Origin of the sequence: Paenibacillus sp. Y412MC10 (assembly GCF_000024685.1) — a bacterium.
In the GTDB taxonomy this organism is placed as follows: domain Bacteria; phylum Bacillota; class Bacilli; order Paenibacillales; family Paenibacillaceae; genus Paenibacillus_AQ; species Paenibacillus_AQ lautus_A.
Genome location: NC_013406.1, coordinates 3,963,296 through 3,987,975 on the forward strand (window position 1 = coordinate 3,963,296; position 24,680 = coordinate 3,987,975).

At 50.0% G+C, this 24,680-nt stretch carries 23 protein-coding genes; 4 read left to right on the forward strand and 19 right to left on the reverse strand.

The annotated features are described in order from the left end of the window. Positions 1 to 97 precede the first annotated feature (97 nt). From GYMC10_RS16985 to GYMC10_RS17010, 6 genes are all read right to left on the reverse strand, one after another. Complete coding sequence (locus GYMC10_RS16985) at positions 98 to 1,693, reverse strand: extracellular solute-binding protein (protein WP_015735650.1); 1,596 nt, start codon at positions 1,691 to 1,693, stop codon at positions 98 to 100. 88 nt (positions 1,694 to 1,781) lie between these two features. Next, the gene (locus tag GYMC10_RS16990) at positions 1,782 to 2,657 is read right to left on the reverse strand and encodes a carbohydrate ABC transporter permease (protein ID WP_015735651.1); all 876 of its coding nucleotides are present in this window, start codon (positions 2,655 to 2,657) and stop codon (positions 1,782 to 1,784) included. Positions 2,658 to 2,689: 32 nt separating this feature from the next. Next, a complete protein-coding gene (locus GYMC10_RS16995) occupies positions 2,690 to 3,652 on the reverse strand; it encodes an ABC transporter permease (protein WP_015735652.1) in 963 nt (320 codons plus the stop codon). Further along, positions 3,640 to 6,147, reverse strand: a complete 2,508-nt coding sequence (locus tag GYMC10_RS17000) for a heparinase II/III family protein (RefSeq protein ID WP_015735653.1) — start codon at positions 6,145 to 6,147, stop codon at positions 3,640 to 3,642. Before GYMC10_RS17000 ends, GYMC10_RS16995 begins: the two co-directional genes overlap by 13 nt. 519 nt (positions 6,148 to 6,666) lie before the next feature. Next, positions 6,667 to 7,563 carry an RCC1 domain-containing protein gene (locus GYMC10_RS17005; RefSeq protein WP_015735654.1) on the reverse strand — a complete coding sequence of 299 codons (897 nt, stop codon included), beginning with the start codon at positions 7,561 to 7,563 and terminating at the stop codon, positions 6,667 to 6,669. Positions 7,564 to 7,634: 71 nt separating this feature from the next. Then, positions 7,635 to 8,321: a DUF6273 domain-containing protein gene (locus GYMC10_RS17010; RefSeq protein WP_015735655.1), complete on the reverse strand. Its 687-nt coding sequence runs from the start codon at positions 8,319 to 8,321 to the stop codon at positions 7,635 to 7,637. 155 nt (positions 8,322 to 8,476) lie between these two features. Here GYMC10_RS17010 and GYMC10_RS17015 point away from each other — a divergent pair, with 155 nt between their 5' ends. Continuing rightward, positions 8,477 to 9,178, forward strand: coding sequence for a MerR family DNA-binding transcriptional regulator (locus tag GYMC10_RS17015; protein WP_015735656.1), 702 nt, complete (start codon positions 8,477 to 8,479; stop codon positions 9,176 to 9,178). Positions 9,179 to 9,298: 120 nt separating this feature from the next. Here GYMC10_RS17015 and GYMC10_RS17020 read toward each other — a convergent pair whose 3' ends face one another. The 4 genes from GYMC10_RS17020 to GYMC10_RS17035 form a co-directional block, all read right to left on the reverse strand. After that, positions 9,299 to 10,048 carry an ABC transporter permease gene (locus GYMC10_RS17020; RefSeq protein ID WP_009592402.1) on the reverse strand — a complete coding sequence of 250 codons (750 nt, stop codon included), beginning with the start codon at positions 10,046 to 10,048 and terminating at the stop codon, positions 9,299 to 9,301. Further along, positions 10,049 to 10,810, reverse strand: coding sequence for an ABC transporter ATP-binding protein (locus GYMC10_RS17025; protein ID WP_009592403.1), 762 nt, complete (start codon positions 10,808 to 10,810; stop codon positions 10,049 to 10,051). It abuts the gene before it with no gap. A gap of 209 nt (positions 10,811 to 11,019) precedes the next feature. After that, on the reverse strand, positions 11,020 to 11,361 hold the full coding sequence (locus GYMC10_RS17030; protein WP_015735657.1) for a DUF1048 domain-containing protein: 342 nt from the start codon (positions 11,359 to 11,361) through the stop codon (positions 11,020 to 11,022). Positions 11,362 to 11,430: 69 nt separating this feature from the next. Then, positions 11,431 to 11,751: a PadR family transcriptional regulator gene (locus GYMC10_RS17035; protein WP_015735658.1), complete on the reverse strand. Its 321-nt coding sequence runs from the start codon at positions 11,749 to 11,751 to the stop codon at positions 11,431 to 11,433. A gap of 243 nt (positions 11,752 to 11,994) precedes the next feature. On the opposite strand from GYMC10_RS17035, the gene GYMC10_RS33325 reads away from it, so the two are divergent. Next, a complete protein-coding gene (locus GYMC10_RS33325) occupies positions 11,995 to 12,102 on the forward strand; it encodes an AraC family transcriptional regulator (protein WP_410002326.1) in 108 nt (35 codons plus the stop codon). 114 nt (positions 12,103 to 12,216) lie between these two features. On the opposite strand, the gene GYMC10_RS17040 is transcribed toward GYMC10_RS33325, so the two are convergent. After that, complete coding sequence (locus tag GYMC10_RS17040; RefSeq protein ID WP_036660696.1) at positions 12,217 to 13,650, reverse strand: family 43 glycosylhydrolase; 1,434 nt, start codon at positions 13,648 to 13,650, stop codon at positions 12,217 to 12,219. Positions 13,651 to 13,917: 267 nt separating this feature from the next. Here GYMC10_RS17040 and GYMC10_RS17045 point away from each other — a divergent pair, with 267 nt between their 5' ends. Then, on the forward strand, positions 13,918 to 17,073 hold the full coding sequence (locus tag GYMC10_RS17045) for an ATP-binding protein (protein WP_015735660.1): 3,156 nt from the start codon (positions 13,918 to 13,920) through the stop codon (positions 17,071 to 17,073). 118 nt (positions 17,074 to 17,191) lie between these two features. On the opposite strand, the gene GYMC10_RS17050 is transcribed toward GYMC10_RS17045, so the two are convergent. Further along, positions 17,192 to 18,097 (reverse strand): LysR family transcriptional regulator, encoded by a 906-nt coding sequence (locus tag GYMC10_RS17050; protein ID WP_015735661.1) that lies wholly within the window; start codon positions 18,095 to 18,097, stop codon positions 17,192 to 17,194. A 143-nt stretch (positions 18,098 to 18,240) separates the two neighbouring features. Between GYMC10_RS17050 and GYMC10_RS17055 the strand changes: the two genes are divergently transcribed. Then, positions 18,241 to 19,260 carry an alpha/beta fold hydrolase gene (locus tag GYMC10_RS17055; RefSeq protein WP_041622202.1) on the forward strand — a complete coding sequence of 340 codons (1,020 nt, stop codon included), beginning with the start codon at positions 18,241 to 18,243 and terminating at the stop codon, positions 19,258 to 19,260. Between the two features lie 100 nt (positions 19,261 to 19,360). Here the strand turns inward: GYMC10_RS17055 and GYMC10_RS17060 are convergent, their stop codons facing one another. The 7 genes from GYMC10_RS17060 to GYMC10_RS17090 all read right to left on the reverse strand — a co-directional run bounded on the left by GYMC10_RS17060 (position 19,361) and on the right by GYMC10_RS17090 (position 24,633). Continuing rightward, positions 19,361 to 19,891, reverse strand: a complete 531-nt coding sequence (locus GYMC10_RS17060) for a GNAT family N-acetyltransferase (protein ID WP_015735663.1) — start codon at positions 19,889 to 19,891, stop codon at positions 19,361 to 19,363. Between the two features lie 80 nt (positions 19,892 to 19,971). After that, complete coding sequence (locus GYMC10_RS17065) at positions 19,972 to 20,757, reverse strand: hypothetical protein (protein ID WP_015735664.1); 786 nt, start codon at positions 20,755 to 20,757, stop codon at positions 19,972 to 19,974. A 178-nt stretch (positions 20,758 to 20,935) separates the two neighbouring features. Further along, positions 20,936 to 21,205 carry a 30S ribosomal protein S14 gene (rpsN, locus tag GYMC10_RS17070; RefSeq protein ID WP_015735665.1) on the reverse strand — a complete coding sequence of 90 codons (270 nt, stop codon included), beginning with the start codon at positions 21,203 to 21,205 and terminating at the stop codon, positions 20,936 to 20,938. A 29-nt stretch (positions 21,206 to 21,234) separates the two neighbouring features. Beyond that, positions 21,235 to 22,458 carry a metal ABC transporter solute-binding protein, Zn/Mn family gene (locus tag GYMC10_RS17075; protein WP_015735666.1) on the reverse strand — a complete coding sequence of 408 codons (1,224 nt, stop codon included), beginning with the start codon at positions 22,456 to 22,458 and terminating at the stop codon, positions 21,235 to 21,237. Then, positions 22,445 to 23,311 (reverse strand): metal ABC transporter permease, encoded by an 867-nt coding sequence (locus GYMC10_RS17080; protein ID WP_015735667.1) that lies wholly within the window; start codon positions 23,309 to 23,311, stop codon positions 22,445 to 22,447. The genes GYMC10_RS17075 and GYMC10_RS17080 overlap by 14 nt, the downstream gene beginning before the upstream one ends. Then, positions 23,257 to 23,964: a metal ABC transporter ATP-binding protein gene (locus GYMC10_RS17085; RefSeq protein WP_015735668.1), complete on the reverse strand. Its 708-nt coding sequence runs from the start codon at positions 23,962 to 23,964 to the stop codon at positions 23,257 to 23,259. The genes GYMC10_RS17080 and GYMC10_RS17085 overlap by 55 nt, the downstream gene beginning before the upstream one ends. Before the next feature lie 111 nt (positions 23,965 to 24,075). Continuing rightward, positions 24,076 to 24,633, reverse strand: coding sequence for an ATP-binding protein (locus tag GYMC10_RS17090; protein ID WP_041622008.1), 558 nt, complete (start codon positions 24,631 to 24,633; stop codon positions 24,076 to 24,078). Positions 24,634 to 24,680: the final 47 nt, after the last annotated feature.

Genomic DNA, 24,680 nt, shown 5'->3' on the forward strand with positions numbered 1-24,680 from the left:
CATTCCCATGGGTGCTAATTCTTCCAATGCAGAACAGGGGCAAAAAGATTTGCCCCGCTGTCCCACGGATCATGCATAAAGCGTCATCTCCAAAGTCTCACTTAAACAGTGCCTTCGGATCCTTCTCTTTGATATTCGCGTTGTATTCCTGGATGATCTGGGCACCGCCTTTGTCCAGATACTCCTGAACCAGTTTATCCCAATCCGAAACCGGACGGGTGCCTGCTATCATTTTTACCTGCTCATCCATGACATACTTTCTCAGCTCTGCGCCTTTCGAGTTGTCTGTCGGCGACTCCAGTCCATTGATCGGGTTTGCATAAAGCTTGATTTCCCTATACATGGATTCGATCTCCTCCACCAGATCGACCAGCTGCTTGGTCTGATACGTAATGGAGTAATCATTATCGAAATCCTGGGGCGCCCACGAAGTGTTATCAACAAAATAAGTGGAAGGCGCAAGTCCGTCGGATGCGAAATTCTCCTTGTTGACCTGCACGCCGTCCTTCATGTCATAACCCACACCGACTTTGCCCGACCACCAATCAAAATCGGCGTTTGTATCATTCCGCTGATCCTGCGGATAGAACTGGCGGCCGAAATCAATCATTTCGAAAATCTTCTTCAGCTTTTCCGGCTCATCGGCAAGTTTGGCGCTCAGCACGGTAATTCCGTTGTAGCCCGCCCCAGACGTAAGCCCTTTGTTGCCGTAATTGTCCTCGAAAGGACCAAGACTGATAAACTGGGCATCCGGATGTATACTGAGCAGGCCGTTCATGTAATCCTGCGACATGCCGCGCGGCGTTCCAATAAAGATGCCTGCTTTGCCGGAATAGAACTCCTTGTTGGTGTCTCCCCAGTTCAGGATGGCGTAGTCCTTCGTCATCGCTCCCTGTTGGTAGAGCTCAGACAGCATCGTAATGAACTCCCGGCGGCCTTCACCGATAATGCCCGGGATGTAGTTGCCCTGCGCATCTTGGTGGTACCAGGCATCCGGGTCCCAATACGGTCCCTGGTTGAAGTTCGGGTTAATGTCCTGACCAATGGCGATACCGTAGGTGTCCTTCTTGCTGTTGCCGTCCGGATCTCCGTTAGTGAATGCCAGCGCTACCTCTTTCAGCTCCTCGTAATTTGTCGGCGGTTTCAGGCCAAGCTTATCGAGCCAGTCCTTGCGGAGCACCGTCACCACCTGATACTTCGGAGAATACTGCGGGATGGCGTAAATCTTGCCGTTCACCCGCATGGCATCCCAGATGAAATCAGGCACCACTTTAAGCGACGGATACTCCTGGATATAAGGCTCGATATCTAGGAAAGCCCCCTGCTTCGCAAATTTATTGTAGCGGTTCTTGATGTCAGCCGACATAAGTCCGATCATATCAGGTATTTTACCTGAGGCGAACACAGCGTTGATCTTCTCATCAAAGGCGGTATTCGGCACAAAAACCGGCTTGTAGTCGACTTTAAATTTCTCGTTGATCATGTCAAGTCCCGGACTTGAAGTCGGTGGCGGATCACCATAGCGAAAATCAATCGTAGAGATTTCATACGTCTGCTCTGTCTGTGCCGGTTGTTCCTCCCCCCGAGTGGTCGTTCCAGGTTTCTCCTCCGCCTTCGGCTGGCCGCCGCATGCTGCCACGCTGATGGAGAGCAAGGCCGCCATCACTGCGGTAAGTCTGTGTTTCTTTAACATGAGCTTTCCCCCATTCTAATCAGTGTTGGAGTGTGACCTCCGTTTATGATTCATTCGAACAGCTCCGTTATTCGGCCGTTCGAAGTCATCAACCTTTGACGGCGCCCAGCATGACGCCTTTCGCGAAGTGCTTTTGCAAGAACGGATACACGATCAGAATCGGCAGCGTCGCCATGAGAATCGCGGCCATCTGGATCGTTTCCGGGGGCGGCGGATTATCCATGAACATGTTATCTCCTCCGAGCGTGCCCGTCGTTTCCCCCACCACCACAATCTGTCTCAGCACGACCTGTATCGTCCATTTGGCCGGATCATTGATGTACAGAATCGGCGCAAAATAGTTGTTCCAGTGCGTGACCGCATAAAACAGGCTGAATGCCGCCAGCGCAGGCTTCGAGAGCGGCAGGATGATGCGCCCGAAAATCTGCAGGTCATTCGCGCCGTCCACGATGCCCGCCTCGATCATATCGCTTGGGATGTTCATGAAGAATTGGCGGATGACAATCAGGTTGAAGGGCGCGATGGCCACCGGCAAAATAAGCGACCAGATGGAATCAAGCAGCCCCGTTTCCTGGACGACCAGATAGGTCGGAATCATGCCGGCCGAGAACAATAGCGCAAATACGACCATAAACATGACGGTACGCTGGCCGACGATCGGTCTTGACAAGGCGTATGCCATCGTCGCCGTAAAAAACAGATTGACGATGGTACCGAGCACGGTAACCAGCGACGTGTTCAGCAGCGCCTGCCGGAACGTCCTGGAGGCCCAGATATATTCATAGGCGTCGGTCGTCCATTTCGACGGCCAGAGCAGCAGTTTGCTGCCCAGAAAATCCTCGAACGAGGAAAATGAAACCGAGAACAAATATAAAAACGGAAACAGCATGACTGCGGATATGACAAGCAGCAGACTGATATTCACGCCGCTGAACAAGCGTTCCGCGATGGATTTTTGCTTCATATGTCGTTCTCCTCCCAGAAAGAATCGAAGCCCTAATATACGCCCTGTTCGCCGAATCGCTTGGACAGCTTGTTGGCGGCCATAACCAGCACGAGACCGACCAGACCCTTGAATACGCCGACCGCGGTCGAGAAGCTGTAGTCCGACTGCTGGATCCCCTTGTAATACACGAAGGTATCGAGCGTATTGCCGATGTGCATGTTAAAGGCGTTCAGTTGAAGGAACACCTGCTCGAAGCCGACCTCCAGCACGTCGCCCAGACGTATGATCAGCATGATAATGATCGTGCTGCGGATAGCGGGCAGCGTAATATGCCAGATTTGGCGGAAACGCCCTGCGCCGTCCATGACGGCCGCCTCGTAAAGAGCCGGGTTGACGCCTGCCAGCGCCGCCAGGAAAATAATCGTCCCCCAGCCGGCTTCCTTCCAGATGACCTCCAACACCAGAAAAGCTCGGAAATAATCGGGCTCGGTGAGAAAAGGGATCGTCTGCTGCAAGCCGAACCATTCGCGCAGCACGTCGTTGATCAAGCCCTCGTTGCGGAAAAAGATCGTCACGATGCCGACCACCACGACCCAAGACAGAAAATGCGGCATGTAAACGATGGACTGCAGCCCTCTTTTCAAGAGCGGATTTGCCACCTCGTTCAGCATGATGGCCAGAATGATCGGCGCCGGAAATGCGAACGCGATCTGCAGAAATGAAATGGTAAGCGTATTCCAGATAACCTGGATAACCTCCGGGCTTTCGAAAATCCGGGCAAAGTTCGTAAAACCGACCCAAGGACTCTCCGCGAACCCCCGGAACGGGCTGTATTCTTTAAAGGCTAGGGATATGCCCAGCATGGGCAGATACCGGTACACGATAAAGTAAAGCAGGCCCGGCAGCAGCAGCAGGTATAGATAACGATCCCTCCACATTCGGGTCCGGATTCGCTTCCAAGCGCTCTTCTTGACGGGAGCGGATGGATTGACCTCCGAAATCACGGTTTCCACACAGCTTCTCTCCCTTCCGCCTGACCACCTCTGCCGGTATTCATAAGATTCCATTCATAATAGCCGGGTGGTGCGGTTTGTTTGACTTCCACGCCAGCAGTTATCTGCCTCAGCTTGAAGGAGACCTCCACAGGGTGGGGGTTATGCACAATGCAGGTTAAGCGGCGGTCATCGCTGTATAAACTCAGAGGCAGCTCCGCCTCAAAAGCGATGTCTCCGCCGGACAACCGTTCAGCCTTCCACAAATTAAGCATGCCGTTACCCGATAAACGGGCGGCTTCTCCCAGGAAAGTTATGCCCCGGTAGCGGGCTTCCACAGCGTCAGCGCAAAACAGCCAGATATCCTCCGCCCCGCCGGGCCTTTCCACCGTTAAACCGGAAGTCAGGCTTCCGGTATCCTGCTCCTCCTGAAGGATGGCCAATCTCTCGCCGTAATGGACCCGCGGATTGATCAGCGTGATGAACCGCCGTCTTTTGCCTTTCGTGCCACCGACAGCTACATAAGGACCGTAGGTTTCAGCCCCAGGGTACTCGCGGAGGGTGAGCACCTTCTCCTTGGGAAAAGGAAACATGAGCTGCAGTGCGGCGCTTTCTCCCTGGAATACAACGGATTCACTTCCCAGAATCTCGCCCGGAGCCTTGGGCTCTTCTCCATCCAGAACCGCCGAAGTCGTATGAAACAGCAGCTCGGCCTCATCCGATTCCTGATGAAGCTCCACGTCATCCACGATGAAGTAATATGCCGAATCGATATGTAGGACAGATCGCCGGTAGCGTTTCAGCAGCCCGCCATAGCTTTCGGCAGCGTCCCCGACAACCGCCTCAAATGACGGGAGTAACAACTCCTCCCGGAGACCCCCGCCACCCAGGTGGATCTGCCCCTGACCATTGACGAGCAGCGAATTATGGCCCACCGTGCCAGTAGTGTAATCCGCCTTCGGACCGGGTACATAATCCTGGTAGCCGGGATTGGTCAACAGCCACTCTCCGCCGACATTGATCACCAGATTGTTCTGGTCCTTGTGATTATGGTCCTTCGCCGAGCTGCTTGAGGTGAAGCACAGCAAATGATCCTCATCGCCCCATCCCGACCGCAGGGCTGCCCAGCCTACGCTCCGGAATACTGCGGAAGCGCGCTTCCCGTACAGCTCCGTTGGACTTGCAGGTGAGGTCTCTTTCCGTAAATAAAGAAGCGATGCGTGATGCGTTGCAGCATGCTTGTGCAGGTACCAAACCGCTGCCGGATGGTCGTAATGGGTAGCTGTCATGGCCATGAGGTAAGCGATATCGAGCTTGTAAAACGAATCCGACAGATTCGGAAACGAGCTTTCCTTTCCCGGTGCCAGGAGCCGAAAAAAACGTTCAGGAAGCTCTTCCCGCAAATACGGATGCTGAATTAGGCTGTCATCGCCGCTGATTCTCCGATAAAGATCCGCCGCCATCCAGGCATGGCGCGCAGCCACATTGTCGTACAGCAGCCCCTCTGTTTCTCCGGACATCCCTTTTCGGTCCAGATAGCTTTCAAGATAAGTAAGTCCGGCCTGCAAATATTTGGCGGCAAACGGGTTCTCATCCATGATGGCCGCCGCGCCGTACACCATCGCCACCTGCTTGGCTGCCACGATGTTGTGCATATCACGGCTTCCGATATCGATGGCCAGCGGATGCAGCCCTTTATCCAGAATGGCTTGGCGAATGGATCGCCGCTCTTCTTCCGTCAGCAAGCTGTGAATGGCATCATAGGCGCAGGAAGCGCCTAGCAGGAGATGGGCGTTGCTCAGATTTCCTTCCGCGCCCCGCTCGTCGAACTCATACCATTTCCCGAAGGCGGCCAGGGACAACAGATGCTGCTTCACTCGAACCGCATACTTTCTCTCTTCCGTCACCAGGAAGGCCGTGGACATGACGACCAGCCGATCCTCTATCGCTCTGGCGTACATCGTCCAGAACGGGAAGAAGGTATGGCCTTGCGGTTCTGGTACCCGCTTCGGCTCCGTTAGGGGCAGCGCAACCTTCCACTGATCCGATATGGACGGATACAGCACCTCGAAGCTATCTTCCTCCACATAGTCGTCCGCTTTTGCCAAGTATCCGGCCCATAGCCCGGATGCATCGATCGCCCTCGCAGAACTGCCGTCATCCCGCTTAATCCGATCCAGAAAATCCGCGAGCTCATCGATCGAAAACAAAATCTTCGGACGGTCCTTCAGCTTCAATTTCGCGGGTTGACCAGCCGGCCTTACAAGAACCTTCCATTTAAACTCTGAAAATCTATCGTCCAGAAAGTCTACGGCAATTTCGGTCTCGCCCGGCTTTAACCCGGTGATCACGCTGCCGTTCACCTCAACGATCTCCGGGTCGCTGCAAGTCATGCTAAAGGCCGTATCCGATTGCGGCTCCATTCTTCCGCAGGGGTGCACAAGCATGAAGTTAAGCCGATGTTCCTCCCCGGGCTCCAGCAGCGAGGGCTTAATAAATTCCATCCGCAGCAACAACGCAAGGTCCTCCTTTAATAAGTGAGTTTCTTTCTTTTCAATCGATCAAGAAAACGCTGTCATAAGTTTCTGCAACAAAGCGCCAATCGAAGCCATCCGCCGTTACATAACTTCTGGTTGCATGCTTCAACTGTATTCTCTTTTAATATACATGTATATTACTTGTATTTTTAATGATCTGTCAATTCAAATTTTTGTTGTATTCGTCCAACTGCAACATGATCAATCGGAAGGAAATCCCCTCATACGGCCTGCTATAAGGAAACTTGCCCTTCTAAAGCGTTAGGCTGCAACCATATTTATTTCCAACTTTAAATCCTTGTTGTTAATCTTAATCCTTGACTTGCGGCGTCCGGTAAGGCGAAACCCAAATGTAAAGCGGCACCAAACATTCCATTTGGTGCCGCCTCTTTTTACCTTGCTATTTAACCGTGACTACACATTCCGACTTCTTGCTGCATTGAATCTTTGCCAAAAGTCTATGATCCATTCCTAAAAGTTAAGCAATTAACATTAAAACTACCTGCCGGGAAGCTTGATACCGCGCCATTCGCTTACATCGCATTGGCCATATTCATTATCGCCCACGGCTACGACCGTGCCGTCCGATTGAAGGCCGAGCGTATGAGCGCATCCTGCCGCTACCGCTACAATGTCGCGCCAGCCGCTTACATTGCATTGTCCATGCTGATTCCAGCCCGCGGCAATGACCGTACCGTCGGATTTAAGACCGATGGTATGATAACTCCCCGCCGCTACCGCCACTATGCCGCTCCAACCGATTACATCGCACTGGCCGTGCTTATTTAAACCCACAGCGGCCACTGTGCCGTCCGATTGAAGCCCGACGGTATGAAGGTAGCCCGCCGATGCTTCCACGATGTTGCGCCAGCTGCTTACATTGCATTGGCCGTACCGATTATTCCCCACGATCGTTACCGTCCCGTCCGCTTTTAGACCGACCGTATGCCAGTCACCTGCGGCGACCGCCACTATGTCGAGCCAGCCGCCTATACTGCATTGACCTTCATTATTTCGTCCCGCAGCCACCACTGCGCCGTCGGATTGAAGACCGACGGTGCGACGCCAGCCCGCCGCAACCGCAACCATATCGCGCCACCCGCTGACATCGCATTGATTATGCTTATTCCAACCCACGGCCGCCACCGTACCGTCCGATCTAAGACCGATGGTATGAGCATTCCCCGTGTTCGTTGCCATATGAACATTCCCGGCCGCGACCGCTACGATATCGCGCCAGCCGCTGACATCGCATTGGCCATTATGATTATCTCCTGCGACCGTGACCGTGCCGTCCGATGTAAGAGCCACGGAATGACGTCGACCCGCCGCTATAGTATGTTTGGGCCACCGTTTTACTTTGAACGCCGCTTCTGGCTGGGAAGTGCAATCCATGTCTTACCTCCTCGAAAAGTATGAGTTCCGTTCCGATATTTCTTCCGGTAAGTTCTCCTATTCCATCTCGATTATGATAGATCCAAATTTAAAGCAGGGCGTACGCCATAACCGACTATACTGTTATTTCCGTAGCTGCGAGTACTGCAGCCTGTCCCTACAAAATACGCACGCGAAGGCTTGTTTCCTTGCGTCCGCAGCCACCACCAGGAACAGCCGGCTTCTTTGCCGTCTATGATCATATAGTTGTCTTTGTTCGTTTTATCATATACATATAAGCTGCATCCATCGGGCTTAATCGTTTTGGCATAATCGGTTCCGACAGCGCGTCTCCAATCCTTGCCGTGAGTCTCAGATACATCGTTTATTTCGGCAACGCTGAGCAGAAAAACCTTATCCTCCGTATCCGGGCAGCCCTTTCCGTTGTCCGTGCAATGCGTCGTCTTGATGAGTTCTTTCTCCGAAGCATTGAATGCGACGTTATAGAATTCATGATTCAGCCACTCGCGCAAGTCGCAGTCATGCCACGATATATCCATGCAATCACGCCACGTCAGATCCGCACGCTTGCCGTGATACCTCTTGCAGTCCAAAATATGCTCGCTCAATACCAACAGCTCGCTTCCTGAGTTTTGAAGAACACGCCAAGTAATCGCCTGTTCTTTGCCGTCCACGGACTGCGGATACGTGCCGAACGTAATGAAATCGCCGGGCTTTAGGTTGCGATAGGATGCTAAAGCATAATCCCCTTTTTCCATAACGTTTACCTCCTTGATTTTTGTTCCTGCATCGATCATATAACATTCATGCAAGATTTCGCTTAATAAACCAAGGATCCTTGTGGGAAGAGTCATTGTCTCTTATAATATTGTTGCCGTACTTGAGAGTTTGACTTTAAGGAAGGTGCACGCAAATGGACAGAACCTTTACACCGAAACAGATGGCCAAGAAACTTCATGTCAGCACCACTACCTTGCGAAGATATGAAAATCTCGGCCTGGTGCCTGACGTACCTCGGACTTCAAGCAACAGAAGATATTACACGCCGCTCCATGATCAAGCTTTTCTTGCTTTACGATCCTTGGTCCAAGGATTCGATCTGCCTATCGCCTACGAGGTCATGAGTTTATTAAAGAAAGGTCATGTTGAACAAGCACTTTGGATGATCAATGTACAGCAGTACAACATTCAGGTAGAGAAGCAGCGAGTCGAGGAGGTTATGAGGCTCATTCATCAAACGGATTTCTCCAAGTATAGAAATATTCAGGTCACGGATGAAATGAAAATCGGGGAGGTCGCGTTGATCGCTGGCGTTAACCCCTCCGCTATTCGACATTGGGAAAAGGAGGGGCTTATTCGCGCTAAGCGAAACGCGGAAAACGGATATCGAGTCTTTACGTCCCAGGAATTAAAAAAGATTATAGTGCTAAGCAGTTTAAGAAAAACCGTCTTTTTCATTGAAAGCATGAAACAGCTGCTTGAAGCTCTAGAGACACATGATCTAACTACGATTGAACGCTCCTTCAAAGTGGCTCTTCAGAAGCTGAATGAGCAACTGGAAAAGCAAATGAACGGCATATCCGAAATGATGAGATACATACAATTTTTCAAGTAAAACGTATATTCTTCAAACGAAAAAAAGCCGCATTTTATGCGGCTTTTAAAGTATCCATGGCCATTCTGTTCGATGAAAGATGTTACCTGTTCTTTGATCATCTGAGGAGGCTAGGTGTATTTAACCTAACTGGCGTTTAAAGGCTTTATTAGCGAAAAAGTAAGCGATGACCATGATGCCGACGCACCAGGCAAGCGCGATCCAGATATCGTTGCCGACAGATCCTTCATGCAAGAGGGCACGAATCGCATTTACGATGGAAGTCACGGGCTGGTTCTCAGCGAACGCACGCACAATTTTAGGCATGGTTTCGGTAGGGACAAAGGCCGAACTGATAAACGGTAAGAATATCAGCGGGTACGAGAAGGCCGTCGCCCCTTCCATCGTCTTTGCTGTCAAGCCGGGTATGACCGCCAGCCATGTCAGCGCCAGCGTAAACAACCCGAGTATCCCTGTTACCGCGAGCCAATCCAGGATATTAGCGCCGGAACGGAAGCCCATCAAAAGCGCGACGAGGAAAACCACCACGACCGTAAGCGCATTGGAAACAAGCGATGTCAACACATGAGCCCACAATACAGACGAGCGCTTGATCGGCATGGTAATGAAACGCGCCATCAGCCCGCTCTTTACATCTCCGAACAGCCGGAAGGCAGTATAAGAGACGCCGGATGCGATAGCCATCAGCAAGATTCCCGGCAATAAATAATTGACGTAGTTGGCCGTACCTGTCTCTATGGCGCCGCCAAATACGTAGACAAACAACAGCATCATCATTATCGGCGTAATCGCCACCGTGATAATCGTATCCGGGCTTCTCATGATGTTGCGCATTAAACGCCCCAATAATACCCCTGTTTTGCTTTTCATTTACATTTCCTCCTTTTTGCCGATGATTGCGAGGAAAATTTCCTCCAATGTCGGCTGCTTCTCGATATACTCTACTTTTGCCGGTGGGAACATCTCTTTGAGTTCGGCAAGGGTGCCGGTCGTGATGATTTTTCCGCCATGCAGGATGGCGATACGGTCCGCCAGTTGTTCGGCTTCCTCCAGGTACTGGGTCGTCAGCAAGATGGTTGTGCCGCTGCCGGCAAGCTCCTTGACGGTATTCCAGACTTCAATCCGTGCTTCAGGGTCAAGTCCTGTGGTCGGTTCGTCAAGAAAAATGACGGCTGGACTCCCGATCAGGCTCATGGCGATGTCAAGCCGGCGCTTCATCCCGCCGGAATATTGGTCCGCCCGGCGACCCGCCGCATCGGTCAGGCTGAATTTTGCAAGCAGATTGTCGGCGACTTGTGCAGGATTGGAAACTCCCCTGAGCTTGGCGATCATCATCAGGTTTTCTCTTCCTGTGTTCATGCCGTCAATAGCTGCAAACTGCCCAGTCAGGCTGATGCTCTGGCGAACATGATCCGGTTGACGCTGGACGTCAGAGCCGCAAATACTCGCTGCGCCGCCATCGGGCTTCATCAGCGTCGAGAGGATGTTGACCGTCGTCGTCTTACCGGCTCCATTGGAGCCCAGCAGCGCGAAAATTTCGCCGCGCCGCACTTCAAAATCCACCCCTTTTAAGACTTCCTTGTCTTTAAAGGATTTTTTTAACCCTTTTACAGAAATCGCCGCATTGCTCATATTTTTTTCCTCCTTATAATTAGCCCGATTAGGCCGCGCTTGAGAATTCCGAAAATTACGGTTAAGTGCCTTGAGTGCTACATTAACGCAACTAGTTAGTCTGACTGATATTCTGTATCACTTACTACTGGGCTAAAAATATAACTGAATAGCGAAGGTGGCAATTCACACGTGTAACCAGCTAATCAGTCGGTATTATTGTAATGAATTTATTTCTTACCCAATCGTTTCATGATGCTCTGATTCAAATCTTCACGATACTTCGCGACATAGGTTTTAGCGTTAGCAACCAGCTCGTCGGCAAAGGATGCCACGTCGTCCCCCGTGATTTCCAGCACTTGTCTGCCTTCTGCCGCACCGGCTTCGAACAGCTCAATTAATTCATACTGCATATGCAGCATATCCATTCCGTTGCCTGAGGAGAAATTCCACATGTAATTTTGAATTTTCTTAAATACATACTGGTAGTCTTCCGGCAGGGCTTCAACGCGTGCCATCATCATCTTGTATTCTTTTTTATCGCCGATCATTTTTTTGAATATTTCCATCATGTTATTGTTCCTCCTTTTTTATAAAACCGAACCCGACACTCCATATATCGGACGGAATATCTTATGATGCTACGTCGACTTCAAGACGTTGATTTTTGATGATACAAAATCCCACTTTTCCCAAAACAACTCAAGTTCCTGGCGGCCCGCTTCATTAAGCGTGTAAAACTTGCGGGGCGGTCCCATGTCTGACGGTTTTTTTTCGATGTTCACCAGTTTCTTCTTCTCTAATCGCACGAGAATGGTGTAGACCGTCCCTTCCACGACTTCGGTAAACCCCAGCTCGTTCAATCGGCGGGTAATCTCGTAGCCATAGGTTTCATGGCGGCTGATGATTTCAAGCACGCAGCCTTCCAGCGAACCCTTCAGCATTTCAGTTAAATTTTCCATGTTCAAAGCCTCCTCTTTTTCGTCCCTCCTCTATTTAGTCTGACCAATATTCAGTAGAACATAGTACCAAGGGAATGTTTTACCTAACAGATTTTATAAATCGAACTATTTAGTATTACTTACTACAGGTATATTGTATTACAGAGTAGATGGAGTGTCAACTGTTTTACTAAAATTATTCTCCACATTCCGCGGCTCGGTAATTAGTGTGACATATTACCGGTATATCGTAACACAAAGTAGTTGGTTTTTCAACATGGTTGGCTTTTTCCTTATCAGGGCGGATTCAATGACAGCAATTATTTTACCCGTCAGTTCTCGAAGATCTTTGGACAGTCTCCAAAAGCATAACGAACCAATAGGTAAAGTGCTTTCTACGCGCGGCATACAGGTTCTTTCTCCACACGCGCCGCCTCGCCAATGGAAGAAGCGACGCACCCATGTAAAAGGCGCGTCGCTTCATATTTACAGCTTCTGATAGATAAAGTTTTTAAACGTAACCTCGCCGGAACCTTTCGCCCGGAGAGCGATTCGCAATGCAAGAAATCCGCCCAATGTGTTATGATGCCAGCCTGAGGTTTCGAATGAATGCTCAAATTTATTCCATAATGATCCATCCGCACTGTAATAGAAGACGACTTCATGCTCGTTATTTTCAAGACGAACGATGACACGCCGATGCGGAAAAGGCTTTGATGGCGTCTCCCAGCCGCGAATAATCCCATAAAGCCCCTCTTGGGATATCCCGAATCCGCTATACGTCGATCCATTATAGAACAATAAAAACTGGGCTGCCGATTCTTCGGAAAGCTCAATCTCTACCTGCGCGGCATACGAATGGTCTTCCGGCATCATAACCAGTGGCGACGCCTCGGGAGCAGCTTGGATCGTTATCGCTTGCTTCTGCAGCGTATATTGAATATCATTGCTGGATTGATACCAGCTCCATGGATACCCCAGCCCGCCGGACACTTCTTGAAATTCACCGTAAGTCATGCCATGGGGAACGGCATCTCCCGGCGGTTTTGGAATAGGCTCATCTGTCTTGCAATGAAGCGGGACGCGGAACCATCCGTCCTCCGTCCATTCCAGCGGTTCGAGCAGCGTTTGCCTGCCGAGTGTGTAGTATCCTTTTTCGTACGCGTGATAAACGATCCACCAACCGCCGTCCGGGGTGTCAACCAATGAACCGTGCCCTTTAGAGCACCATCGTTCATTCCGGCTTTGCGTTCGAATAATCGGATTGTGGGGGGAGTGTTCATATGGCCCCCATGGCTCTTTGGATCGCGCAGAAGCGACCATATGGCTAGTCGAAGGCCCCGATGTACCTCCTTGCGCCACGGTAAGATAGAAATATCCGTTATGAAACGTTAGCTTGGGAGACTCCATAAAGTTTCCTTCCACGACCCATTCCTTCGGAAACGGCCAGCCATCGTACACTTTGCGCGGAGTGCCCACAGCCGACAAACCGTCCCCAGCCAGTTCTACCATATAACCATCGCTAAAAAACAAATACCGGTTACCATTGGAATCCGCGACATGTCCCGGGTCAATTCCTTGCACCCCCACCTTTTGCGGATCACTCCAAGGTCCGTGTGGGTGCGTCGCCGTCAGCACCATGATCTCTTCATTGATGGGAGCATAGATATAAAACCGGTCTTTGTAGTATGTCAAATCTGGCGCCCAGACATCTCCAGCATAATCGGTTAACGCTTTGGCGATGGGTTCCCAGTTCACCAAGTCTTTAGAGTGCCAAATCAATAACCCCGGCGCAAACTTAAAATTGGAGTGCGTCATATAATAATCGTCTCCGACTCTGACTACGCTAGGATCCGCATAATCACCGGCCAATATCGGGTTCCTATACATGCCGTTTCCTAAATCTCCGCTTGCCTGCATGATCAAACTCCTCACATTCCATGATGTTATGAACTGTCCAATCTACAATTATAAGGAGATCGAAATGACCGGACCTTGATTATTCTGTCATGGATTAGCATGATTGAGACATTGCTCCTCGCGAGTGCTCTTCCGAATTCGTTCATACAAATCATATTTGGCAAAGGATATAAGTTCGAGACCTTATCAACCTAACATATAGTGCTGTACGACTATGCTTTTTTTGCGTATATTGGGAAGTAAGACTTTTAAAAAGGAACGTGAACGGTGACAACCATACTCGCAAAGAACCACAAACGATTTCGAATCATTGCATTACTCCCGCATTTTGCGGCATTTGTCGTTTTTTTGAGCATGCTCCTGGGGATCCGTTGGCTCTGGCTTGAATCCTATGCCCCTCCTGCAGATCAACCGAAAGTCTCCAATGGAATACTCGATTTGAGAGGCTGGGATCTGTTGGGCGCAAAATCCATCAATCTGGACGGAGAGTGGCAATTCTACGCCGACATCCTGGCTAAAGAACAAGAAATGAAGCCGTCTCATGAGTTTACCTACGTAAATGTACCTGGAGACTGGAATAACAATCGTACGAATAAGACAAAAACTTCGTCGTTTGGCATCGGAACGTACCGACTTCGCATATTGCTGGATCGCCCGCTTTCGACCCCTATCTCGTTCTGGATCCAGGAGATTCAATCCGCGGCTACCGTGGACATCAACGGCGAAACGGTAGCTTCCATGGGAAGGACGGGCGAGCCCGGCCAAGCCTCCTATCTGCCGAACCGCACCTCTTTCGTTGTCGATTATGTTCCCGACCGGGATGCTCGCGAGCTCGATCTGATCATCCGCGTGGCGAACTATGAGCATCCTTACTTAGGCGGAATCGCAAAGCCGATCAAGCTGGGATCGCACCAGGCAATCCAGGATGAGCACGGCGTTTCCGTTGATCTTCAGCTGATTATGTTTGTCGTCCTGATGCTGCACGGACTGTACGCCTTCATTCTATACATATTCAATCCGCGGGAAAGGTCGCTGCTCGATTTTTTCCTGTTGCTAGTATCGGCCGCTTTAACCGTCGTGACATCAGACGACAGCCTCCTGCTGAAATGGGTGCCTTTAAACTATGAATGGGAGGTCAAAGTAACCTTTCTCTCTTATTCGTGGCTGTCGTATTTCATATGGAAGCTGAGCCGCACCTTTACCGCCCGGAACCGTAATGTGTGGTTTATCACATTCAGCACGCTTCTGGCTCTATATACGGTCGTAGTCTTTGCCGCTCCTGTGTCTTGGGTTCACTGGCTCGTAGAATTCCGGGTGTTCGGCGCCTTTTACCTGCTGCCGATGCTGATGTCGCTGTTCCTGTTTACCCGAATGGTCTTTAACAGCCAGGATGATTCCATATTCCTGCTGCTGTCGGCCAGCGGCGTGCTGGCAAGCGCCGTATGGGGGGCGCTTAATAAATATTGGGAACTCCCCGCCGTGTATTATCCGGTGGACGTGCTCGCGGCCATCATCGGATTTTCGGCCTATTGGTTTAAGCGATACTTCCGCAACCTTCATCAAATCAGCAAACTCAACGATAAGTTGAAGCTCGCGGATCAAATGAAGGACCGGTTCTTGGCCAACACGTCTCACGAGCTGCGTACGCCGCTGCACGGAATCATGAATATCGCCATAAGCCTTGCTGAACGGGAGAAAGAAACCCTCGGCAAACAGAGCAGCGAGGATTTGAACCTGTTGATTACGGTCAGCCGCCGGATGTCGCATTTATTAAACGACCTGCTGGATGCCGTCCGTCTTCAGGAGAAGCAAATTCAGCTGCAGCTAAGCCGGGTTTCCCTGGTTTCCGTCGTCAACGGGGTATTCGATATCGTAAAATTTATGACGGACGGCGCGCCCGTTCAGCTCAAGATGAATATCCCCGAAGCCCTTCCTGCCGTACAGGCGGATGAAAAGAGGCTCGTTCAAATTTTGCTCAATCTGATTCACAACGCCATCAAATACACGGAGAAAGGCTCCGTTACCGTCTCCGCCTTTACCAAGGGCAGTAAAATGACGATCTTGGTAACGGATACGGGGATCGGGATGGACCCTCAAACGCTAAACCGCATTTTTCTTCCGTACGAGCAGGGGAATCAAGGGTTGAATGACGCGAAGGGGATCGGCCTAGGGCTTAGCATCAGCAAGGAACTCGTTGAACTGCATGACGGCGAGCTGACGGTCGAATCGGAATCAGGGAAAGGAACGACTTTTGCGTTCACACTCCCGCTTGCGGACACAAACGCAGAGTACTCTGCTTCGCAGCGGGTTCACGTACCCGCTGTAGACACAGCTGTCTACAAAGAACTCGCTGCCAGCTGGGACGTCGCAGCTGGCGGTACCCCTATGCAGGTACCCACGAAGCTATGGTCGAAAGAGCATCCCGTCAGTATCCTGGCCGTGGATGACGATCCTGTAAACCTGCGCATCCTTGCCGGCATTCTTTCGGCAGAGCCGTACAACCTGAGTGTCGTTGCCTCGGCTGCCGAAGCGCTTGAGCTTCTCGGCTCGCAGCCGTGGGATCTCCTCATAGCGGATGTCATGATGCCGGAGATGTCCGGCTACGAGCTCACCCGCACCGTAAGGGAGCGCTTTAACGCAGCGGAGCTGCCCGTACTGCTGCTGACGGCTCGAGGCGAATCGGCCGATGTGTATGCAGGCTTCCAATCCGGCGCAAATGATTATGTAACGAAGCCGGTTGATCCTGTAGAATTGAGATACCGCATCCATTCCCTGATCACGCTGAAGCATACGGTGGATGATCGCCTGCGCATGGAAGCAGCCTATTTGCAGGCACAGATCCACCCTCACTTTTTGTTCAACACCTTGAATTCGATTATGGCGCTTAGCGAAATGGACATCGATCGCATGCGAAGCCTTGGCGAGGCTTTCAGCTCCTATCTGCAGATCAGCTTCCATTATCGGAATCAGGATCGGCTGGTACCGCTGCAGCAGGAGCTTGAGCTTATCCAAGCCTATTTATACGTAGAGACGGAACGATACGGGGAACGCCTGAACGTGACCTGGGAAGTTGATTGGGATCTCAACGTCCTCATCCCGCCGCTGGCGATCCAGCCATTATTGGAAAATGCGGTGCGGCACGGCATTATGAAGAGGGCCAGTGGCGGTACGATACGGGTCAGGATTGCAATGCAAGAGGACTTTATCATCGTTGAAGTGACGGATAACGGGCTTGGCATGGAACCCGACCAGGTTACCCAGCTGCTGAATGCACCCGACCATCGAAAAGGCGGCATCGGTCTCTACAACACGAATCGTCGTCTGCTCCAAACCTTTGGCAGCGGGCTGGTTATCAAGAGCACGATGAATCAAGGCACTACGGTTTCTTTTCAAATTCCAGCGCAGCTTCCTTCACATGCATAATTCAAAAAAACCCAACCTCAATAGGTTGGGTTTTTTTTGTTATAAAGTGGGGGGGTACAATTGAAGGTAAAGAGCGGTCTCTTTCTTTCCGGAGCAAACGACATTCTTCACCTTTTTCCTATGACCTATTATCCTCCTCTGAAGCAAGAATCTCCCTTGCCGCTTCTATGAACGACATCATGATTGGTGAAAGCCACTTGTCCTTATGCCACAGCATTTGTGTATACACGTGCAAATCCGGAATTTGCCATGGAAGGGCAACCAGTTCGCCTCGTTCAACTTCGGCTTCCACTACGATTTCTGGAAGAAAGGCAATGCCGATTCCCGAAATGGCACATTGTTTAATCGCTTCGGCACTTTGAAACTCTAAATACGTAATACTGTCAATGCCCTCTTTTTCAAAGGACCGGTCAAACATGGTTCGATAGGGACAACCCTTTTCATTCGTCAAGAACACTTCTTCGTGAAAATCTTCGAGCCGCAGCACCGTCCGTTTTGCGAGCGGGTGGTCTGGAGCGGCGAATAAGCGGAACGTTTCTTCCAGCAAGGGTTCCACGGCAAGTCCGCTTGAGCGAATGGGTTCGTCCAACATAAAGACGACGTCCGCGCTTCCTTCAAAGAGTGTTTGTTTGAGCTCTTGATTGGGAACGGAGCGGAAGATGAGACGCACGCCCGGATGGCGCGAACGAAATAACTGAAAGACAGCCGGAAGCCGATAGGCGCAAATCACCTCATTGGCACTGATCGTTAGGGTGCCGCTTAGAACCTCGTTGTCATGAACGACGGTTTTAGCTTCTTCCAATTGGTCAAGAACACTCTGGACATGTGTTAAAAAGCGTTTACCCGCCGTTGTGAGTACGAGCTGCTTGCCCAAACGGTCAAACAGGCGAACCCCCAGCTCATCCTCCAATGCCTTCATTTGCATCGTGACGTTGGAAGGGACGTAGCTCAGCACTTCCGCAGCACGACTGAAATTTAATGTGGACGCCACCGTGCGGAACGTAATCAGTTGGCGTAATTCCATATACGATGCCCCTTTTACCTTCAATTTTATTGAATACAGCTTTGAATTCTATTCACTTTTATTGAGAGTACCATGACCCTATACTGAGTACAAGAACTACACTTTAAATATATGGTTTCATTTTGAAGGGAGCAAACGATATGATGGATTATGAAATTTTTGATTTGGGTGACGTAACCTTGCAATCCGGAGTGACGTTACCGGACGCTTTTCTTGCTTATAAGACATATGGACGATTGAATGAGAAGAAAGATAATGTCATCATCTATCCCACAGCCTTTGGGGACCAGCATACTCAGAATGAATGGTTGATTGGAAACGGTATGGCATTGGATCCGCGAGAATATTTCATTATCGTTCCAAACCTGTTGGGCAACGGATTATCTTCCTCTCCCAGCAACACGCCCCCCCCATTCGACCGGGCTCATTTTCCGCAGGTAACCATCTATGACAACGTTGAATTTCAGCATCGGCTGGTGACCGAGAAATTCGGCATTCACAAGATCGCTCTCGTCGTTGGGTGGTCCATGGGAGGCATTCAAGCATTTCAGTGGGGTGCGAGTTATCCCGACATGGTGGAGCGAATCGCCCCTTTTGCCGGCGTTGCCAAGACTTGGCCCCAAACGTACGTGGTCCTGGAAGGAATGAAGGCTCCGCTCATGGCTGCAGTCGGCTTCGATTCAAGCAAACTAAACAAGTTGACTTCCGCAGACATGCGCGCCGTCGGACGCGTCTATGCCGGGTGGGGCGTATCGCAGGCGTTTTATAGAGAGGAACTTTATCGTGAGATGGGTTTTGACTCTTTGGCAGAATTTATGGCGGGCGTCTGGGAAGACAGCTTTATGAAGATGGATCCGCACAATGTCCTGGCCATGTTATGGACAGGTCAACATGCAGACATAAGTGCGAACCCCTCCTATAACGGAGATTTCGATAAAGCGCTCAAAAGCATTTCGGCGCTTGCCTGCATCATGCCGGGTAGCACGGATCTCTTCTGCCCGGCCGACGACAATGAATACGAGGCTAATCTTATACCACATGCTCTATTTAAACCCATTGAGTCGATCTGGGGTCATTTTGCCGGACGCGGAATCAACAGCGCCGATAATCAATTTATAGATGATAACTTAAAACGCTTGTTAGCGCTTCGTTCTAACGAATAGAACATCAATAGCTGAGGTCACCAGAGCTTGCTGGTCGACCTCTTTTTATCCTTCGCCCTCCAGTCCGGATAGGATGGGTAAAATCCTCAATGCAAAGAGTCTATAAGAATATCCAGAATCGTCTTACAACGTTCCCATTCTCCTCCACATACTCCGACTCAAACTGACCACCATTCTTCAGAATCGTTTTTTCCGATGCCACATTTCCTTTATCACAAACCAGCAGCACTTTGTTTAGTCCCATATCTCTCGTGATTTCAAGGGTTAATGCTAAAAGTACGGAAGCATAGCCCTTTCTTCTTTCCGACGGACGTATTCCGTAACCGATATGCCCGCCGCTATTCAAGAGTTTTTCATTAAGTCTGTGTCTAATATTGACTGCACCCATTACTTTTTTTGAATAGCTGTCGATAAGCCAGTACGTAGAATGAGGGACAAAGCTCTTGTTCTGTAGCTTCTCTTCTGTATCTTCCGCATATAAAAATTCGATCATGGAATCAAAATCAGCTGGATCTTTCCTCACTACCCACGGGGTAATATCCTGTTCATCCGACATCCAATCTTCGTAAAAAGACAGATACTCCCTCTTATATGCAGCTGAAGGTTTCACCAACTCAACGGCGTTCGACATTACACCATATCCCATCTGTTAAATTTTATATATAGTACTCCTAGTAAAATGAATTTACCTTTCTTGTCGTCCGACCTTTTTTATTGAAGTTTGGCTGAATAGACATGGTCAAGAAACTCGATAGAGATGCGTTCTGCTTCCGTTTTGGTTACAATTTCCGATGCCTGGCGTAAGCTTTGGTACAACGCTATCGTATTTTTTAAAGCCTGGTAGCAACTATCCAAGTTGTGGAGGGAAATCGTTCCTTTAAGCTCCTCTAATTCCTGGACACCGTATTTCTCTAATTTTCGAACCCCTCGCGGTTGCTGGCCGTTACGCATGAGAACGAGCGGCCCCAAGACTGCGCTTCGCATAAATGTTAAAAGATCTATTACTTCAAACAACTCGCCTCTCCCTAGTTTTGTTGCACCGTAATGAACCCATACCCAAAAGCGGTCTTCAATCCATTGCGGATCAGGGTTAGGAAAAGACAACGTCGTTTTGTTCAGTATCGTTGTAATGTCAGAACCTCTCTCCCATAGAATTCTCGGGTCTTCGATTCGAGATTCGAGCTCTTGCGGCTGTACAAATTTGAGGTCGACATGAAGCGGATCGGGGCCGTATAGGCAAATAACCAAACGAGGCTCACCAACATGCTCCCCGGTGAATGCCGACAGCAGGTTACCCAGCCCTTCCGCAATTTGAAGCCGTTGATCCATGATCTCACTTCGGAATTCATTACGATAAACCAGAATTAAATCTAAATCACTGTAATCCATAGCGCCGTGCACCATAGAACCGCCTGCGAGCAAACCTGCAAATCGTTGATCTTGGCGAAAATGCGTTATTGCCTGTTCAATGAATCGTTCATGCACGGGTAACCTCATACAAAACACTCCTTAAATGATGACCCATAAAATGGGTATTATTAAAAAGTAACATTGAAGCAATACGCATGTCAATCAAATGAAATCCAATTTGCGAAATATGAAAAAAGCCGCAGTTTATGCGGCTTATCCATGTTTATCTGTTCTTGTCGTCCAACAATAGAAGTTGACAAGGTAGTTACCAGCTGGACTTCGTTATACCAGGAATTTGCCCCTTATGGGCCAACTCCCGAAAAACAATGCGTGAAACGCCAAATTTACTGATATAACCTCTTGGCCGGCCGCTGACCGCACAGCGATGATGAAGCCTGGTCGCCGAAGAGTCGCGGGGCAGTTTTTGGAGCGCTGCGTAGTCGCCCTTCTCTTTCAGTTCCTTACGCTTCTGCGCGTATTTAGCAACCATCTCTTGTCTTTTCCGTTCTTTCACGACTTTCGATTTTTTCGCCACTTGGAACACGCCTCCCTTCCTATTCGTGATTATTCATTCAAAGCCTTTGTTAAAGCGTCGAGGTTTTGACGCATAATGGCAATGTAATCAAGGTTATCCGCGATATCTTCCTCGGTTAATCCTTCGATCGGATTAAGTACGGAAGTCGAAGCGCCGATCTCAGAGGCTATCGTCTCTGCAACGTTTGATGACACAAGCATTTCAAAGAATATCGTTTTTACATTGTGCTCCTTGGCAAATTCGATCACTTCAGCCATTTGAGCAGCCGAGGGCTCTTGGTCCGGAGACAAGCCTGCAATCGGCACTTGAGTCAAACCGTATTCTCTGGCTAGATACCCGAACGCAGCATGCTGCGTAATGAAGTCTTTTCGTTTGGTATTTTTCAGTCCGTCTCGAAACTCTTTGTCCAATGCCTCCAGTTTACTAACATAAGCATCTGCGTTTGCTTTGAATGCCTCTTGATGTTCCGGAGCTGCTTCAGCCAACCCTGCCTCGATGTTGCGGACTTGTTTGACAGCCATGGCCGGCGAGAGCCATACATGCGGATCCAGTCCACCGTGGTCATGGTGATGCCCCTCTTCCTCATGATCATGGGCGTGCTCATCATGGCTGTGATCGCCCTCTTCATGATCATGGGCATGCTCATCATGGCTGTGATCGCCCTCTTCACCATGATCATGGGCATGCTCATCGTGGCTGTGATCCCCCTCTTCACCATGATCATGGGCATGCTCATCGTGGCTGTGATCCCCCTCTTCACCATGATCATGGGCATGCTCATCGTGGCCGTGATCCCCCTCTTCACCATGGTCATGAGAATGACCGGTACCTTCCATGATCTCTATTCCCTTACTGGCCTCAATTGCCGATACCCCGGTGCCCTGGATGCTCTCCAGAACCTGATCGACCCAGCCTTCCATGCCGGCGCCATTATACACCAGCACATCGGCATCGGATATCCCCGCCATGTCCTGGGGTGTCGGCTCCCAATCATGCGCTTCAATACCCGGAGGAATTAAATTCTCCACATCTGCCAGATCGCCCGCTACCTGTTTAGTAAATTCATACATGGGGTAGAAGCTGGTTTTAACTTTCAGCTTTGTAGTTTCCGTTGTGGAAGCATCTGATGCTTCGTTATTGGCGGAAGAAACGTTTCCCTCATGAGTAACAGTCGATTTTCCCGAGCCGCAGCCTGCAATAGCCAATACTGCAGATAGGGATAGTAGGGTTAATACTCGCTTAAATCTCTTCATAATTCTTATGACTCCTATTACTATTTATTTTTTGTAACGATCTTCGATTATGTAACCGAAGTAATTTTTGAAAGATAACGGCCAAGATTAGAAATCCTAATAGAATCAGGGCAATGGTACCTCCTGGCGGCGTATTGAGATAGTATGAAGCAGCAAGGCCCGAAAAAACACCGCTCAACCCAACAAAGACGGCGATCCCCATGGCTGCTAAAAAACCTGTTGCCATCCGCAGTGCGATCGAGGCCGGCAGCACAATTAACGCCGAAACCAACAGCACGCCAACTACCGGCATGGCGGCGGCAACCGTCATTCCCGTAAACACGGCGAATAAAAAAGACAGGAGCGAGACACGCATACCGGATGCCGCAGCGGTCTCCTCATCAAAAGCAAAATTATAAAGCGGCCGGCGCAGTCCAACAAAAAAGATCATTCCCACTGCTGCTACCACCGCAATAAGCCGAAGCTGCGTATCGCTAACCGCAACAATCGATCCGAACAAATAGGAGCTGAAGCTCTTGCTCAGATTTTGATTCAAGCTCATCAGGACCACCGACAGTGCAAGCCCGGACGTCATAATAATGGCAACCGGAACCTCGGTGTATGTACGATACACTCTTCTAAGCTGTTCAATCACAAGTGCCCCGATCATAGCCATTGCAAAACCGCTGAGTGCGGGATTCAGTTTCAAAAAAGAACCCAATGCGACTCCCGCCAAGGATACATGAGAGAGTGTGTCCGCCATGAGAACCTGGCGCCTGAGCATTAAAAACACGCCCAGAACGGGACCGATCACGCCGATCAGGCCTCCTGCCCAAAACGCGCGCTGCATAAATTCGTAACCGAGCATCGCCATCCCTCATTCTCCTTTCGCTCCAAGTGGACGACCTGGTCCAGATATGGACCGATTTCATCAAGCGAATGGGTGACCATAATGACCGTGTTGCCTTTGTCCTTGACATAATCGTTTAATAGTCGGTACAGATCCGTACGACTCGACACATCCATCCCTGTCGTAGGCTCGTCAAGAATCAACACCTGCGGCTCCTGGGCCAACGCCCTGGCAACGCATATTCGCTGCTTTTGCCCTCCCGATAACTCGCCGATCCTCCGATGACGATATTCCCACATCCCCACTTCCTTCAGGCTTCGCTCAACGATCTCATAATCTGCGGATGTGAAACGCTTGAACAATCCGAGTCGTCCGTAGCGGCCCGATCGTACAAGCTCAATCACTTTACTGGGAAAGCCAGCGTTGAACGAGGCCACTTGCTGCGGAACATATCCAACAGATAACCTGGATCCGTCCTCCAATACTCGCTTAAAAACGATGGACCCGCTCCAGGGCTTTATCAAACCAAGCATCAATTTCAGCAAAGTTGATTTTGCGGCGCCATTTGGACCGGATATACCGATGAATTGTCCCAAATGAATGTCGAGCGACAAATTCTCAACGACAGCTTGATCCCCGTATCCAAACATAACGTCGCGCATGGAAGACAATAACATATCCCCATCTCTTCCTTCCTTGTGACAGAAAAACTGTTTTATTCAGCATGAAACCCGGTGTATCCTATTGCTAATCCCTTTTCCAACCCGGCAGGAGGACAGCCATCCCCCTTAAATCTTCGCCAGATCAGGTTTATATTCATCATAGGAATCTTTTATATGGCTTTTCAGCAGCGGTTGCCGTTCAATAATGGCTTTTCGCTTTGCTTTCAATACAATTTGCTCCATGTCGGCAAAGCTGCACCCTTCAAGCAGGTCGCATGCCTCCGTCAACGCTGACGCCTCACACCGGAAATCTCCGAGAAGAATTTCGATATAATGCTGCCTTCTGCCAAAGTCCGGCAGGGAATACGTCATCTTAGTATCGAACCTGCGCCATATTGCCTGGTCCAATTCCTTCTCCAAATTGGTGGCCGCCATCATGATGCTCTTGTCCCCAAAATCATCCAAACACTGCACCAATGTATTAACAGCATGGGCCATCTCCTTCACTTCATCGTTACTGTCCCTCGTCCTGGCAATGGCATCGAACTCATCCACAATTCTCTGATTGAAATCCGGCAATATCAGGTGCCTCGCTTTTTTGCCGCACTCCTTAGGTGAATACACGGTTGCCATATCGATCCCTTTGGCACGCGGAATACGCTGGCTTGCATTGCGTTTGCTCATGATCAACTGCTGCTCCTTCACTGCATAAATCGAGTATCATGGCGTGA